Source organism: Enorma burkinafasonensis (genome assembly GCF_902150035.1).
In the GTDB taxonomy this organism is placed as follows: domain Bacteria; phylum Actinomycetota; class Coriobacteriia; order Coriobacteriales; family Coriobacteriaceae; genus Enorma; species Enorma burkinafasonensis.
Genome location: NZ_LR597508.1, coordinates 66,913 through 82,654 on the forward strand (window position 1 = coordinate 66,913; position 15,742 = coordinate 82,654).

The 15,742-nt window shown below is 62.7% G+C and carries 14 protein-coding genes; 12 read left to right on the top strand and 2 right to left on the bottom strand.

Annotated elements, in window-relative coordinates:
• Positions 1–156 precede the first annotated feature (156 nt).
• Complete coding sequence (locus tag FS885_RS06195; RefSeq protein WP_144744203.1) at positions 157–1,590, bottom strand: helix-turn-helix transcriptional regulator; 1,434 nt, start codon at positions 1,588–1,590, stop codon at positions 157–159.
• A gap of 189 nt (positions 1,591–1,779) precedes the next feature.
• On the opposite strand from FS885_RS06195, the gene FS885_RS06200 reads away from it, so the two are divergent.
• The 3 genes from FS885_RS06200 (at position 1,780) to FS885_RS06210 (ending at position 5,700) form a co-directional block, all read left to right on the top strand.
• A complete protein-coding gene (locus tag FS885_RS06200; RefSeq protein WP_144744204.1) occupies positions 1,780–2,976 on the top strand; it encodes a M20 metallopeptidase family protein in 1,197 nt (398 codons plus the stop codon).
• A gap of 191 nt (positions 2,977–3,167) precedes the next feature.
• Positions 3,168–4,649 (top strand): YfcC family protein, encoded by a 1,482-nt coding sequence (locus FS885_RS06205; RefSeq protein WP_144744205.1) that lies wholly within the window; start codon positions 3,168–3,170, stop codon positions 4,647–4,649.
• Positions 4,650–4,773: 124 nt separating this feature from the next.
• Positions 4,774–5,700, top strand: coding sequence for an AEC family transporter (locus FS885_RS06210; RefSeq protein WP_144744206.1), 927 nt, complete (start codon positions 4,774–4,776; stop codon positions 5,698–5,700).
• Positions 5,701–5,703: 3 nt separating this feature from the next.
• Here FS885_RS06210 and FS885_RS06215 read toward each other — a convergent pair whose 3' ends face one another.
• Positions 5,704–6,264 carry a TetR family transcriptional regulator gene (locus FS885_RS06215; protein WP_144744207.1) on the bottom strand — a complete coding sequence of 187 codons (561 nt, stop codon included), beginning with the start codon at positions 6,262–6,264 and terminating at the stop codon, positions 5,704–5,706.
• Between the two features lie 257 nt (positions 6,265–6,521).
• Between FS885_RS06215 and tatA the strand changes: the two genes are divergently transcribed.
• From tatA to FS885_RS06260, 9 genes are all read left to right on the top strand, one after another.
• Entirely contained in the window at positions 6,522–6,785 is a 264-nt protein-coding gene (tatA, locus tag FS885_RS06220) for a twin-arginine translocase TatA/TatE family subunit (RefSeq protein ID WP_186365800.1), read from the top strand.
• A gap of 105 nt (positions 6,786–6,890) precedes the next feature.
• A complete protein-coding gene (locus FS885_RS06225) occupies positions 6,891–7,364 on the top strand; it encodes a GreA/GreB family elongation factor (RefSeq protein ID WP_144744208.1) in 474 nt (157 codons plus the stop codon).
• 100 nt (positions 7,365–7,464) lie between these two features.
• On the top strand, positions 7,465–9,444 hold the full coding sequence (gene lysS / locus FS885_RS06230; protein ID WP_144744209.1) for a lysine--tRNA ligase: 1,980 nt from the start codon (positions 7,465–7,467) through the stop codon (positions 9,442–9,444).
• 280 nt (positions 9,445–9,724) lie between these two features.
• On the top strand, positions 9,725–10,705 hold the full coding sequence (ydjG, locus tag FS885_RS06235; RefSeq protein WP_144744210.1) for an NADH-dependent methylglyoxal reductase: 981 nt from the start codon (positions 9,725–9,727) through the stop codon (positions 10,703–10,705).
• A 118-nt stretch (positions 10,706–10,823) separates the two neighbouring features.
• Entirely contained in the window at positions 10,824–12,230 is a 1,407-nt protein-coding gene (locus FS885_RS06240; protein WP_246060826.1) for an MFS transporter, read from the top strand.
• A 116-nt stretch (positions 12,231–12,346) separates the two neighbouring features.
• The gene (locus FS885_RS06245; RefSeq protein WP_144744211.1) at positions 12,347–13,105 is read left to right on the top strand and encodes a DeoR/GlpR family DNA-binding transcription regulator; all 759 of its coding nucleotides are present in this window, start codon (positions 12,347–12,349) and stop codon (positions 13,103–13,105) included.
• 271 nt (positions 13,106–13,376) lie between these two features.
• The gene (locus FS885_RS06250; RefSeq protein ID WP_144744212.1) at positions 13,377–14,018 is read left to right on the top strand and encodes a class II aldolase/adducin family protein; all 642 of its coding nucleotides are present in this window, start codon (positions 13,377–13,379) and stop codon (positions 14,016–14,018) included.
• Positions 14,019–14,070: 52 nt separating this feature from the next.
• The gene (locus FS885_RS06255) at positions 14,071–14,379 is read left to right on the top strand and encodes a PTS sugar transporter subunit IIB (protein ID WP_144744213.1); all 309 of its coding nucleotides are present in this window, start codon (positions 14,071–14,073) and stop codon (positions 14,377–14,379) included.
• Positions 14,380–14,419: 40 nt separating this feature from the next.
• Entirely contained in the window at positions 14,420–15,682 is a 1,263-nt protein-coding gene (locus FS885_RS06260; protein ID WP_144744214.1) for a PTS transporter subunit IIC, read from the top strand.
• Positions 15,683–15,742 lie beyond the last annotated feature (60 nt).

Below are 15,742 nucleotides of genomic sequence, written 5' to 3' on the forward strand. Positions count from 1 at the left end.
CTGTTCCAATCAATAATGCACTATTACAGTGCATTATACCGACTAAAATGCACTGTAATAGTGCAATTCAGCACAATCGTGAGAAGATGTACGGACTTGGGCATCTGGTTGACGATCTTGGAAGCCTTCGTGGGTGCAAGCAGGCGCTAACCGGGGCTATCGGCTCCGCGCCAGGCGCTCCACGAGATCGATGAGCTCCTGCTGGCTGTGCACGTCGAGCTTCTTGTAGATGTGGCGCGTGTGCGTCTTCACGGTGTTGTTCGAGATGACGAGCCGCTCCTCGATGGCGCGGCCGCTGTGCCCGCGTGCAAGCAGCCCCGCGATCTCGCGCTCGCGGGTGGTGAGACCGTGGCTCTCGGCGAGGCCGTCGAGGAGGGCGTCGAGGTCGACGGCCTCATCTGCGCGGCCATCATGGCGCGCGGGTGCCTCGGCGGGGACGATCTCGCTGAAGAACTTGACGAACCTGAAGTCCCCGAGGCCGATCCACACGAAGCTGACGAGCACGAGCACCGCGGCGGCGCTCATGATGAGCAGCGCGTCGGAGGCGCCGCCTTCCTGCAGGCCTATTCCCAGCTGGGCGATCTCGAACCCGACCACCGAGCAGCATGAGGACACCGCGAAGCCGAGGGGGATGGTGGCGAGCGCGCCCGCGGGGTTGCGGGCGGCGATGCTGGCGAGGATCGAGAACATGAGCGCGTAGAAGCACTGGGACCCGCACTCGATGACGGTCGACGTGACGTCCTGCGAGATCGAGGTCGCCGGCGTGAGGAGGAACCCCGTGACCACCACGAGCGTGCTCAGGCGAAACGCCGCATCCTCGTCGAGCACGTAGCGCCGCGCCCGGCTCCACAGGACGAGCAGCGTACCGAAGATGACGGCGACGAGTGCGTACTGCCAGCTCGCGATGGATCCGAAGCGCACCGATGTGGCGTAGCCGAACGTCGTCTCGAAGAGGGCGATGCAGACGAAGAGCTTGCTCGCGATAGGCACGAAGGAGTAGGGGTTGGTCGTGGCGAGCTCGCGTGGGCTCTCGGAGCTGCGGATGAGCGCGAAGAGGTCACGCTGCTCAAGGCTGCCCACACCGATGAGCAGGCTCATGAAGAGGATCCCGAAGACGACAGGCGCCGCTGCGGCCGCCGTCTCGAGAAGCGGCCACAGGGCATAGGAGACGGCGATGCCGGCAAGCGCGGCGATCATGGAGCGCGCGCTGGCGGGGATGCGCGAGAGCGCGAGCGCCGCGAGGAGCGTCCCCCAGGCGCGCCCGACGTTGAAGAGCGTGTCCGCGATAAGGAAGAGCGCGCCGTCGAAGGGGCGCGCGAGCACGATGTCCCAAAGAAGCGTGCCGAGCACGCCGCAGAAGAGCGCGGCGGCCGAGCAGGCGGCGAGCGAGAGCAGGCGCGGCCGCCGGTGGGCGATGATGGCGACGGGGACATAGATGAGCCCTGAGATGAAGACGCTTATGTTGACGTCCGAGGTGGGCGCGACGGGAAGCATCACGCTGTTGTGCATGAGCATGATGAGCGAGACGAGTGCGATCTGCATGACGGCAGAGGACCAAGGTACTATACGCTTTACCTGCTCGTTCTCCATCTAACCCCTCCTATCACCCCAACGGGGTGAGAACCGTTCGCAGGCTGTGCCCGACCGTTCGCCCTCGCATGCGGCGGGTGAAATCGAGGCACTTCTTCCGCGCCGCCCCCGCAGGCGGGCAATGCGCATACTATCGTTTCATGGTGAAACCCGCCACGTCAAGCAGGCGGATCGACGATAGGAGTCGGTATGAAGCAGGTAGTGGAAGAGGCGCGCTCGCTCCAGGAGCGGATCGTCGCCGACCGCAGGTGGCTGCACCAGCACCCGGAGCTCGGGTTCGACCTCATCGAGACGTGCGCCTACGTGCGCGGACGGCTCGAGGAGATGGGCTACGAGGTGACGGTGCCCTGCGAGGGCGCCCTGCTCACCCAGATCGGCGACCCGGCCGCCGGCCCCTGCGTGATGCTCCGTGCCGACATGGACGCCCTGCCGGTCGACGAAATCACCGGCCTGCCCTTCGCCTCCACCAACGGCAACATGCACGCGTGCGGCCACGATACGCACACCGCCATGCTCCTGGGTGCCGCCCAGGTGCTCAAGGCCCACGAGGCCGAGCTCAAGGGCTGCGTGAAGCTGCTCTTCCAACCCGACGAGGAGGGCTGCGCCCCGGTCGAGTACTGCGGCGGCGACGCCGTGCTCGAGGCCGGCGTGCTCGAGAACCCGCACGTCGACGCCGTGACCGCCCTGCACGTCCAGGCGCTCGAGTTCGACGCCGGCGCGATCTACACGCGCCCGGGCACCATCTTCTCGTCGATCGACGACATCGAGGTCAAGATCAAGGGCCGCGGCGCCCACGGCTCGACGCCCAACCAGGGCATCGACCCCATCAACATCGCCTGCCATATCTATCAGGGCTTCCAGAACCTGATCTCGCGCGAGGTCGACCCCACCCAGACCTGCGTGGCCACGTTCGGCAAGATCGAGAGCGGGCGCGCCGCCAACGTCATCCCCGAGGACGCGCACATGCTCGGCACCCTGCGCACGCAGGACGCCGCCGTGCGCGATGGCTTCAAGGAGCATGCCGACCGCATGGTGCGCGGTATCGCCGAGGCCTTCGGCGGCGAGGCGGAGGTCGCCTTCCTGCGCGGCGTCCCCAACACCTACAACGACCCCGAGCTCACCTCGGAGCTCGTGGGGTACGCCGACGAGCTCTTCGACGAGCCGGTGCGCGAGCTCGAGGCCCCGTTCTCCGGCACCGATGACCTCGCCATCCTCTCGCAGGTCGCGCCGACGACCTACTTCATCCTGGGTACGGGCACGCTGCCCGGCCACGAGGGCTGCGGCATGCACCATCCCAACGTGGACTTCGACGAGTCCGTGTTCTGGAAGGGCAGCGCGCTCCTCGCGAATAGCGCCCTCGAGTTCCTCGCGCGCCGCGCCGGCTAGCCCCGGATCCCCCAGCGGCACCATCCATTAGGGGCGGTCGCGGCGGAGGTGCCGCGCGTGGTGGCTGACGGCCTCCGCCCGCTCCCCGTCCCGTCATAGGAGGGCCCCATAGGGTCGCCTCCATCCTCAGGTCAAGGCGGTGCGCCCGCGCGCACCGTGTAGGTACATCTGTCTCTAAAGAGGAGGAATCTATGGCAGAGGCTACCAAGCAAAAGAAGAAGCGGGGCATGCCGACCTCGTTCACCATCCTTCTGGGGTGCCTGATCTTCGTGGCGGTCTGCACGTGGATCGTCTCGGCGTTCACCCCCGATGTGACCGGGGCCACCCTGGCCCAGGTCATGCAGGCACCGTTCGGCGGCTTCAAGAACGCCATCGACGTCTGCCTGTTCGTGATCGTGCTGGGCGGTTTTCTGGCGATGGTCAACAAGACCGGCGCGCTCGACACCGGCATCGCCACGCTCGTGCGCGCCCTCGGTGACCGCGACACGCTGCTCATCCCCGTCCTCATGATCGCCTTCGGCATCTGCGGGTCGACCTACGGCATGATGGAGGAGACCATTCCCTTCTACATCCTGCTCGCCTCGGTGACCTTCGCCATGGGCTTCGACTCCATGGTGGGCGCCCTCATCGTGCTGATGGGCGCCGGTCTGGGCACCCTCGGCTCCACGGTGAACCCCTTCTCGATCGCGATTGCCTCGTCGGCGCTCACCGATATGGGGATCTCCGTCAACCAGGGCACGCTCATCGGTGTCGGCTTCTTGCTGTTCATCATCTCCGAGGCCATGGGCATCGTCTTCGTGATGCGCTACGCCAAGCGCGTCAAGGCCGACCGCGCCGCCTCCGCCATGACGCCCGAGGAGCTCGCCCGCATGGACGCCGCGTACGCGGATGAGACCAAGATGCTCGAGGACGACCAGGCGGCGAACCTCAAGAACGCCGTCCTCACCGGCAAGCAGAAGCTCGTGCTCGTGCTCTTCGCCCTCTCCTTCCTCGTCATGATCGTGTCGTTCATCCCCTGGGAGAGCTTCGGCATCACCTTCTTCGCCATCGGCGGCACGGCAGAGGACCCCTCCACCGCCTGGAGCGCCATCCTGACCGGCCTGCCGCTCGGCCAGTGGTACTTCACCGAGTGCGGCATCTGGTTCTTCGTCATCTCGATCGTGATCGGTCTCGTGGGCGGCCTCTCCGAGAAGGAGATCGTGAACACCTTCATCGACGGCTGCTCCACCATGATCTCTACGGCGCTCGTCATCGCCGTCGCGCGCGCCATCTCGGTCCTCATGTCCGAGACCGGCCTCGACGTCTTCGTGCTGAACGCCGCCGCCGACGCGCTGCGCGGCGTCTCCGCGGTGGTCTTCGCCCCGGCGAGCTACGCGCTCTACTTCGTGCTGTCCTTCCTCATCCCGTCCAGCTCCGGTATGGCGACGGTCTCCATGCCCATCATGGGCCCGCTCGCCGACAACCTGGGCTTCTCGGCCGACATCATGATCATGATCTACGTCGCCGCGCACGGCGTGGTGGCCATGATCACGCCCACCAACGGCGTCATCGTGTCCGGTCTGGAGCTCGCGCACACGAGCTACACCTCGTTCCTCAAGCTCACGCTCAAGTTCTTCGTGGCGCTCACGCTGGTGACCGCCGCCGTGCTCACGGTGCTCATGCTCGTGATGTAGCGAAAGGCACCCGAGCGGCACCGTCCGGTACGGTGCCGCTCGGGCATCGATTCTGCCGCGACCCGCGCGCCCGGGCATGCCGCCCGGGTTCGGCGCGGGTTCCCCTAAGGAGGCGCACCGTCCGATGGACGTGCTCTACATCGCTTCGCAGATGGTGATGCTCTCGCTTCCCATCGCGCTCGGCTACGCGGTGCACAAGGCGGGCATCATGAACGACGAGGTCGACCACAACCTCTCGCGCATCGTCCTCGAGGTCGCGCTGCCCTGTCTTATCGTCGCGTCCATCGGCACGGTGGACGAGCTTCCCGGTGCGGGGACCATCGTGGTCGTGCTCGCCGCCTCGGCGTTTGCCAACGCGCTCGCGCTCGCCGTGGGCTTCGCGGCGACGGCGGCCATGCGGGCGCCCGCCGATGCGGCCGGCGCCTATCGCTATATGATCGCGTTCGGCAACTGCAGCTTCATGGGGTTTCCCGTGGTGTCGGCCGTGCTTGGCGGCAAGGCGGTCCTCCTGCTCGCGATCGTGAGCATCCCGGCGAACCTGCTCATGTTCTCGGTGGGGGTGTCGCTCTTCAGCGCGCGCGGGGGATGGAGGCGCTACCTCAGGTCGTGCGCGGGAAGCCTCAAGTCGCCGACGCTCGTCGCGAGCCTCCTCACGCTCGCGCTCGTGCTCGCCGGCGTGAACGATTTGGGCATCGTGGGCGGGGCGCTCGATATCGTGGGCCAGCTCACGACACCTGCCGCCCTGCTCATTATCGGCTCATCGCTTGCGCGCTACGACCTCGGCGCCATGTTCGGCAGCCCGCGCGCCTACATCGCCGCCGCCTGCCGCCTGCTCGTCGTCCCGCTGCTCGCGGCCGCGGCACTCGGTGCCGCCGGCGTCGACGCGACGGTCGCGGCGGTCGTGGTCATCGGCGTCGGCATGCCGGTGGCGACCAACGGGACGCTCTACTGCCTGCAGTACGGCGTCGACATGAAGCCCATGATCCAGGCGACGTTCCTCTCGGTGGTGGGGTCGATCGCGACGATCCCGCTCTTGGTCGCGGTGCTGTAGAAGCTACTTCGCAACGGGGCGCCCGTGCAGGGCGTCGGCGAGCAACGTGTCCGAGATGATGCGGATGATCTGGTCGACCAGAAGCTCGCGGTCGAGCGCCGGGTCGCCGCAACGGTCGAGCAGCAGCCCCACGATGCCATGGGAGTAGAGGATGAGCGCCGCGTCGAGGTCCGCGACCGAGAGGCTCAGCTGCGGGAAGCGCACGCGCAGGAGCTCGGTCAGGTAGGTGTGCACCCCGCGCACCATGGTCGCCTCGACCTCGTTGTGCCAGCGCGAGGCGAGGAGCCGCTCGATGAAGGGGTGGTGCTCGGCCACAACCGCGATGAAGTAGCGCAGCGCGTCGTGCACGCGGTCCATCGCGAGGCCGCGCATGAGCACGTCGTCGAAGATTTGGTCGAGCGTCCAGCTCACGAGGCCGGGGATGTTCTTGAAATGGTAATAGAACGTCTGTCGCGAGATACCGCAGCGGTCGATGAGCGCCTTGACGCTCACCCCCTCGACGCCTGCCGTCTCGCTGAGGTCGATGAAGGCGTCCGCTATCAGCCGTTTCCTATCCTGGGCCATCGCCGCACCCGCTCCTGTCCTGGCGTCCGCTCGCGTGCCCCCGGCCGCGGGGGATCCGCTCCGCCGCGCGAGGGACTTTACCGAATGATAACGAACCGGTAACGCCCCGCGTCGGCATCTTCTGTAGTTTATGCCGCATCATGTGCGGTTATGCCATCTTAGCGGGGCGATGTGTAAAATATACCGAGGTTTACCGGGCCTTGCGGGCGCGGTATACTCATTCGAGCTCGTTTTGGCATATATCTGGGAGGAACCGTATGATCCCCAAAGGTTTTGAATGGGTCGTTATCCTGATCGCCGTCCTGGTCATCTTCGGGCCCAAGCAGCTTCCCAAGCTCGGCAAGTCGCTCGGCGCCACGGTGAAGAACCTGCGCGAGGGCATGCAGGGCGACGACGCCCCGGCCGAGGAGGTCGTGGAGGAGAGCGAGGAGGATCGCGAGATCCGCGAGCTCGAGGAGAAGCTTGCCGAGGCCAAGAAGAAGAAAGAGGCCTCCGAGGACGAGGGTCCCATCTCCGAGTAGGAATCCCGGTCCCGCGCGAGCGCGGGCGACGGCCGGCTTCCCGATCGGATGCCGGTCGTTTCTGTTACGTACGTTGAAGCAGCTTATGGGCAAGGAGTCTTCTGCATGGATACGAGCGATATCGTATTGACCGCCAAGGGCCGCCAGGACCTCATCGAGGAGCTCGAGTGGCGTGAGGGCGAGCTTTCGAAGCAGATCGTCGAGCGCATCAAGACCGCGCGCGACTTCGGCGACCTCTCGGAGAACTCCGAGTACGACGACGCCAAGGAAGAGCAGGCCAAGAACGCCGCCCGCATCACCGAGATCCAGTCCATCCTCGCGAACGCGAAGGATGCCGAGTCCGTCGACCACGTGCGCACCGTCTCCATCGGCTGCATCGTGACGCTCGTCGACGCCGATGGCGTGGCCACCGAGGTGACGCTCGTCGGCACCACCGAGACCGACTCGCTCGCGCACAAGATCTCCAACGAGTCCCCCGTGGGCAAGGCCATCATCGGCCACAGCGAGGGCGAGACCGTGGAGGTCGTGACCCCGTCCGGCAAGTCGCGCGTCTACACCATCACCAAGATCACGCGCTAGGCCCCGGGTCGAGCGCTTCCAAGACCGTTCGCTCCCTGGGGCCGCATGGCCCGAGGGAGCGTTTTCGTTTCACTGGGGGATCCCAGAGCAAGGAGCACCAATGTCGCAGCAAGAGACCGAGACCGCAACCTCCGCGGGCGTCTCCGTCACGCCCGAGACCTTGAACGACGAGCGCGCCCACCGCCTGGCGAAGCGCGAGGCCATCATCGCCGCGGGCGGCGATCCGTACCCCGAGCATTCCGACGTGCGCGACCACGTCGCCGATATCGAGGGGCGCTACGCCGACCTCGAGGCGGGCGAGGACACCGAGGACACGGTGACCATCGGCGGCCGCATCATGGCGAAGCGCGGCCAGGGCAAGATCGCGTTCGTGGTCGTGCGCGACCCGACGGGCGAGATCCAGCTGTTCTGCCGCATCAACGACATGCGCGACGAGGACTGGGCCCTGCTCCAGGAGCTCGACCTCGGCGACATCGTCGAGGCCGAGGGCGTCGTCGTGCGCACCAAGCGCGGCCAGCTCTCCATCGCGCCTAAGCGCCTCGCCCTCCTCACGAAGAGCGTGCGCCCGCTGCCCGAGAAGTTCCACGGCCTCTCCGACAAGGAGACCCGCTACCGCCAGCGCTATGTCGACCTCATTATGAACGACGACGTACGCGCCACCTTCGCCAAGCGCTCTGCTATCATCTCGGCCTTCCGCCGCTACATGGAGGCCAACGCCTACATGGAGGTCGAGACCCCGATCCTGCAGACCATCCAGGGCGGCGCCACCGCGAAGCCCTTCATCACGCACTTCAACGCGCTCAACCAGGAGAACTACCTGCGCATCGCGACCGAGCTGCACCTGAAGCGCCTGCTCGTGGGCGGCTACGAGCGCGTCTTCGAGATCGGCCGCATCTTCCGCAACGAGGGCATGGACCAGACCCACAACCCCGAGTTCACCACCATGGAGGCGTACCGCGCCTACAGCGACCTCGAGGGCATGAAGGAGCTCGCCGAGGGCGTCATCAAGGCGGCCAACGCCGCCATCGGCAACGGCGAGCAGATCGAGTACCAGGGCCAGACGATCGACCTCTCCGGCACCTGGCCGTCCCGCCCGATGACCGAGATCGTCTCCGAGGTCATGGGCCGTGACCTCAACCTCGACACGCCGATCGAGGAGCTCCGCGCCGCGGCCGTCGAGTGCGGCATCGAGGTCAAGCCCGAGTGGGGCGCCGACAAGCTCATCGCCGAGATCTACGACGAGCGCGGCGAGGACTCCATCGTGAACCCCACGTTCGTTGTCGACTACCCCGTCGAGGTGTCGCCGCTCGCCAAGCGCTTCGAGGACGACCCGCGCCTCACGCACCGCTTCGAGCTCGTCATCGCCGGGCATGAGTACGCCAACGCCTTCTCCGAGCTCAACGACCCGGTCGATCAGGCCGAGCGCTTCCGCAAGCAGGTCGAGGAGAAGTTCGCCGGCGACGAGGAGGCCATGGAGTACGACGAGGACTACGTCCGCGCGCTCGAGTACGGCATGCCGCCGGCGGGCGGTATCGGCATCGGCATCGACCGCGTGGTCATGCTGCTCACCGACTCCGCGAGCATCCGCGACGTGCTGCTGTTCCCGCACATGCGCCCGGAGAAGGGCGCCGCCCGCGCCAAGCAGGAGGCTGCCGCCGAGGATGCTGATACCGTCGCTGTCGCGCCCAACAAGATCCCGACGATCGACTACGCGAAGGTGAAGATCGAGCCGCTCTTCGAGGCGGACGTCGACTTCGACACCTTCAGCCGCTCGGATTTCCGCGCCGTCAAGGTCAAGGACTGCTTCGCGGTCCCCAAGAGCAAGAAGCTCCTGCAGTTCACGCTCGACGACGGCTCGGGCACCGACCGCACCATCCTCTCCGGCATCAGCATGTACTACGACCCCGAGGACCTCATCGGCAAGACGTGCATCGCCATCACGAACCTCCCGCCCCGCAAGATGATGGGCGTGGACTCCTGCGGCATGCTCATCAGCGCCGTGCACGACGAGGACGGCGAGGAGCGCTTGAACCTGCTCATGGTCGACGACCGCATCCCCGCCGGCGCGAAGCTCTACTGAGGAAGCGTTCTCGAGAGCGCCTCTACATCGGCGTGATGAAGGCCCCGATACCCCCGAGGTATCGGGGCCATTTTGCGCGCGCCCATCGGTTCCGATGACCTTGAAGCGCGCCGTGCCCGTAGCGGGTTACGTCCGCTAGTCCGTGAACCCAGCACGGCGAAATAAGTGAAACAATCGAATATCTGTGAAACACAGAATAGATGTTGAAAACAAAGAACATTCGCGTATGATGAGGTCGGTGGTCCGGAAGAGGAGAACGACCGGAGGGATGGTTCCTCACATGAATATGGTCAAGCTCGGAGATACCGGTATCGAGATCTCGAAGATCGGGCTCGGTACGTGGGCTATCGGAGGCGGTCCCGCATGGAACGGGGATCTGGATACACAGGTCTGCATCGATACGATTCACAAGGCCCAAGAGGTCGGTATCAACCTGATTGATACGGCACCCGGATATAACTTCGGGAACAGCGAGGTCATCGTCGGCAAGGCGCTTAAGGGGCTTAATCGCGAGGAGGTCGTGCTCGAGACAAAGTGCGGCATCGTGTGGGATCGCAAGGGGAGTCTGTTCAACAAGGTTGGCGACCGTCAGCTCTATAAGAATCTTTCCCCCGAATCGGTGCGGGAAGAGATCGAGGCGAGCCTCGAGCGCCTAGGGACAGACTATGTCGATATTTTCATGACGCACTGGCAGGCAGTGGAGCCGTTCTTCACGCCAATCGAGGAGACGATGGAGGTGCTGCTCGACCTCAAGCGCCAGGGCAAGATCCGTGCGATCGGCGCCGCGAACGTCACGACGGATCATATCAAGGAGTACCTGCGCTGCGGCGAGCTCGATATCGTCCAAGCGAAGTACAGCCTGATGGACCGTGCCGTCGAGGACGAGCTGTTCGACCTCTGCCGCGAGAACGACATCGTGCTCCAGGCATATTCTCCGCTCGAGCAGGGGCTTCTGACCGGGACTATCGAGAAGGGCTATGTGCCCACCGGCGCCCGCGCGAACAAGAAGTGGTGGCAGCCCGGCAACCTCGAGCGCGTAATCGACATGCTCGACTCATGGAAGCCGCTATGCGAGAAGTACGACTGCGGTATCCCGACGCTCGCGCTTGCGTGGGTGCTCGCGCAGGGCGACTTCATCTCGATTCTCAGCGGTTCCACCACACCCGAGCAGGTGGTTGAGAACATCCGCGCGGTCGAGATCGGGCTCACAAAGGAAGACGCGGACTGGATGCGCGCTCAGGCCGAGAAGCTCGACGCCTAACCAGGCGGAGAGCCTTTGATGCGGGCCGTCATGCGCGGGGGAAGCGTGCATGACGGCCCTACTTGTTAAGCACGGCGTACGGGCAGCGGTGCCGCTCGGTTCGGAAGGAAGGGTTCGCGTGCAGGATAACGATCGAAGGCAAGAGACGGGGGAAGCGAACGAGCCGATGTGCGACGCCAGGCTCGACCGACTACCGGCAACGAGGTGGCGCTGGAAGATCTTCTTGATGTCCGGTCTGGCGGTTCTGTTTGCATGGAGCAACTACATCAGCGGCCTTGTGCTCGCGCAGCTCAGCGAGCTTGGGTGGGTCGACACCGACAGCAGCGCCGTGTTCACGTCTGCATATATGGCTGGGATGTTCTTAGGGTCACTTGTGGGCGGAATGATAGGGGACGCCATCGGCCGTAGGAAGAGCTACCTGCTCTTCGTCGGTTTGCATACGCTTACGATGTATCTCGCGGCAGTCTCCCCCAATATTGCGATATTGACCTTGGTTAGGGCGGTCATGGGGTTCGGGCTCGGAGCCCTTCTCGTGACGTTATTCGCGGGATTCTCCGAATATGTACCTGCATCGACGCGGGGGACGTGGATGGGTAGGAACTCGTTTTTGGGAAACTGCAGCAACCCCATCTCCTCGCTTCTCGCCACGATGATCACGCCGTTCGTTACCGCCGATATGAACTGGCGTCTTATGTTTGTCATTCCGGCGGTCCTCTCGACTGCGGTATGGATTTGGGCTTGGTCCCGCTATCCAGAGTCCCCGCGATGGCTGGAGTCGAAAGGCAAGTACAAGGATGCTGAAACCGTGATGCGACGCATCGAATCCGAAGTGGAGCGGGAATACGGCAGGCAGCTTCCCCCGGTCAAGGAGCATAGGGGCACCCATCAGCATGCCCAACATGCAGATGTGCCCTATAGCGAGTTGTTCCATGGCGTGCTATTTCGCCGCGTGATCTTGGGTGCATTCGTGCTGATCGCGATGAACGTGACCGCCTACACGCTTATGACCTGGCTGCCGACCATCCTGCTTCTCAAAGGTATCGATATCAATCAATCATTTGTTCTGTACACGGTCATGGCGGCGGGTGCTCCTACGGGTGCTTTTTTGGCGATGGAGTTGATGGATAGGTGCTCACGTAAGGCCATGGGTATCGGTTTGCTTCTGATCATGGCGATTGTCGGACCCGTGTTCGCATTCCAGGAGAGCTACCTGACCATCTGCGTCCTCGGCTTTCTGCTTCAGGTCATCGTTGAGATGTATGTGGTGTTCTCATCGGGGGTGTACGTTCCGGAGATCTGGCCGACCGAAGTGCGGATGCGTGGATCGGGGCTCGCCAATTCGGTTGGGCGCATTAGCGGTATTCTCACGCCGTTTGCGGTGTCCTATCTGCTTTCTTGCGCGGGGGCACCACCAGTGTTCGCGATGATGTCGATCGTCGCTATCGTCGCGGCGGCCATCATCGCGTTTCTCGGCATCGATACGCGGGGGATGACCGCCGAGGAGATCGAAGACTCGACAGTTTGAGTGAGCTGGGAGAAAAGATGCAGCTTATGGATATAATGGCAAAGGGGATTGTGCGACGGGGCTAACCTGCGCATCCGTTGCATCCCGGTAGTATAGGCAGAAGAGGTGTATGGAATATGGCCGCCCAGGACAGGCGTCGATACATTCAAGAGGAACTCTCCCAGATGGGAAAAGTCGTCGTTTCGGAATTGAGTTCCAAGCTCGGCGTCACCGAGGAAACTATTCGGCGGGATCTCGAGCGGCTGGAGGTCGATGGCGTCCTCAAGCGCACGTACGGCGGTGCTATACCGAATCCCGTGAAACGGCAGACTCCTGATGTCCAGTTTTACAAGCGTGCCGTTCAACGTGTCGCGGAAAAGCGTACGATTGCACGGAACGCGCTGCCACTGATCGAGGGGATGCGCACCATCGCTGCGGACTCGAGTACCACAACGGCGGAGGCCGTGAAGATGGTAAAAGATCGTTCTGACCTCACGCTTCTGACCAATTCTACTGTTGCGTTTCAGGAACTCGAGGACTCGAAAATATCTGTCGTGTCTACGGGCGGCGAGTTTCATCGTGGCACGCTTTCTCTGAGAGGGGAGGCGGCAAAATCCGCGATTAAGCGGTACCGTGTGGATGCCCTCCTGTTCAGCTGCATGGGAATCGACGAGAATGCCGTATTTGACAGCCGCCCCGAAGAGTCCGAGATTAAGCGTGCGCTTATCGAGCAGGCTGCCAAAGTCATCCTTCTCGCCGATCATACGAAGTTCAGCCAAGTTGCATTTGTAAGGGTGACCACACTCGACCGTATCGACTACTTGGTTACCGATGAGGAGCCTGATCAGCGCTGGAAAGATATCTGCGCCGATCATGGCGTCACGATCGTGTATTAAGGGAATCCTTAGCAACAAACCTGCTTGATGAAAAGATGGCCCGGCGGTAAGTCGGGCCAGCTCTATCTTTCAATATCTGTGAAACAAAGAATGAAACTACCGTTTAACGGACAAAAATGTCCGTTTACAGAACAAAATCTGCGAATACCAATAAAATAGGTCTGAAACACAGAATTGAATCTATACTTGCAACAAGTTGAGTACGCGGAACAAAGGACCACCACCGAGTGCTCGGCGTTGCAGTAATCCTAGAGAGAGGATAGGAGTTCGCATGCTGTATCAGGAAACCAGGGAAGAAGTTCTTAAGTATGCCGTGAAGTGCCTCGAGCACGGTCTCATCCATGGCACGGCGGGTAACGTCTCAATGCGCGTCCCCGGTGAGGAGGCTGTCGTTATCACGCCGAGTGGCATCCCGTACGACACGCTCGATCCCGAGGACCTGCCGGTCGTCTCCCTGTGGGGCGAAGTCATCGACGGCAACCTCAAACCCTCCTCGGAGACTCCGATGCATACCGCAATTTTCCGTGCCCGCGAGAACGTGAACGGTGTCGTGCATACGCACTCCATGTACGCGACGGTAATGTCGATCATGCAGAAGGAGATTCCTGCTATGGTTCCTCCTTCGAGCGCGTTCGCTCCCGTCCCGTGCGCCCCGTTCCAGCTTCCCGGCTCCAAGGAGCTTGCCGAGACCGTTGTCGCGACCCTTGGTGAGGATCACCTTGCCTGCACCATGCAGAACCATGGTCAGATCACTTGCGCTCCGACGCTCGCCATGGCATATAAGGGCGCCGAGACCGTCGAGGAGTGCGCGGAGATTGCTTACCTCACCTACCAGGCCGGTGCCATGATTGGCCTGCCTGAGGACGCTCGTCTCGAGCTCCGTCGTCGTGCCCTGAAGGGTCAGGCAGTTTAGACTTCGTTGTTGGCTATTGAGTAGGCACTCGTATCGGAAAGGATGTGCACTCATGAAGGAATTCCGAATCCTAGGTGTTTGTGGAGCGGGTCTCTCAACCTCGACGACGGTAGCGCGCACCCTGCAGGTGGGTATGCAGGAGCGCAACATGCCTGCGCAGATCCGCACCTGCAGTGTGCAGGAGGCAACGGGCACCATCGAGGGTTACCAGCCCGACGTGATTCTTGCTACGGTGGCGACCACTTCGTTCGAGAACCCCAGCGACTCGAAGGTTTTCTCCGGCGTACCGCTGTTGACGGGCATCGGATCCGATGAGCTCCTCGACGAGATCGTCGAGTACCTCAAGAGCAAATCCGCCTAACGCGTGCCGATTCTTGCATACCTGAAAAGGGGATTAGTACATGGATATCGTACTTAACTTCGTTGAGACGATCGTCGGCTTGGGCGCCTTTGTCATGATGCCGGTGATTCTCTTTATCATGGGTCTTTGCTTCGGTATGAAGGTCAAGGACGCCGCTCGCGCCGGCATCATCGTCGGCGTGGGCTTCAAGGGCATCTCGCTCACCACGGGCCTGATCACCGAAACCATGACTCCGCTCGTACAGAAGCTCCAGGAGCTTTGGGGCCTGGGCCTCGAGGCTGTTGATGTGGGCGTTCCCGTGGTCAGCGCCATGGCGTTCTCCGACGGCGTGTTCGTGCTCGCTATGATCGCTGCTCTGCTGATCGTGAACGTCATCCTCATCCTGCTTAAGGTCACCAAGACCCTGAACGTGGACCTCTGGAACTTCTGGCACTATCTGTTCATCGGTTCGATGGCGACCGTCATCACCGGCAACATGGCAATCGGCATCGCGATCGGCGTCGTGTACTCCGTCTGCAATCTCCTGCTTGCCGATCGCAACCAGGACATCATCTGCGAGGTTTGCGGCGAGCAGTATCGCGGCCTCTCCTTCTGCACGATGGCGTTCCCGGTTCTCGTCCCGATCGTTCAGGGTATCGACTGGGTCATCGACCACATTCCCGGCGTGCGTAACATCAACCTCAACCTGCGCAACCTTCCCAAGGGCCTGTCCTTTATGAGTGAGCCTTCGATTCTCGGCCTCCTCATCGGCATCATCCTCGCTCTGCTTGCGCAGTACTCTTGGGATCAGGCGCTTACCGCCGGCATGAGTCTCGCTGCAGCGATGGTCCTCCTGCCCCGCATGATCTCCATCCTGGTTGAGGGACTCTCCTCAATCGTCGCCGCTGTGCGCAAGTTCGTCACTAAGCGCATGCCCGGTCGCGAGCTCCGCATCGGTATGGACTTCGCCCTGCTTGTCGGCGATCCCGACATGATTTCCCTCGGCCTGGTTATGACCCCGATTTCCCTGCTGCTCGCGGTTGTGCTTCCCGGTAACGCGGTCCTCCCCGTCATCGGTCTCACTAACCTGAGCTACATGATGATGGCTCCTGTCGTCGGTACCAAGCGCAACATGTTCCGCGCATTCATTGCCGGTATCGTCTGCATCATCATCGTGTTCTACACCGCGACATGGCTCGCTCCGCTCATTACCCAGGTTGGCATCAACGTTGGCCTGCTCGAGGAAGGCGGCCTGTATTCGCTCTTCAACACGGGTGAGCACATCGGTACCGTGTTGCTCATGATCCTCGATTTCTTCTTCTAGTTTTCGAGTGTTCATGATGGGGTGGGAGCGAGGTAGCGTTCCCACCCCGTTCTTTTATCA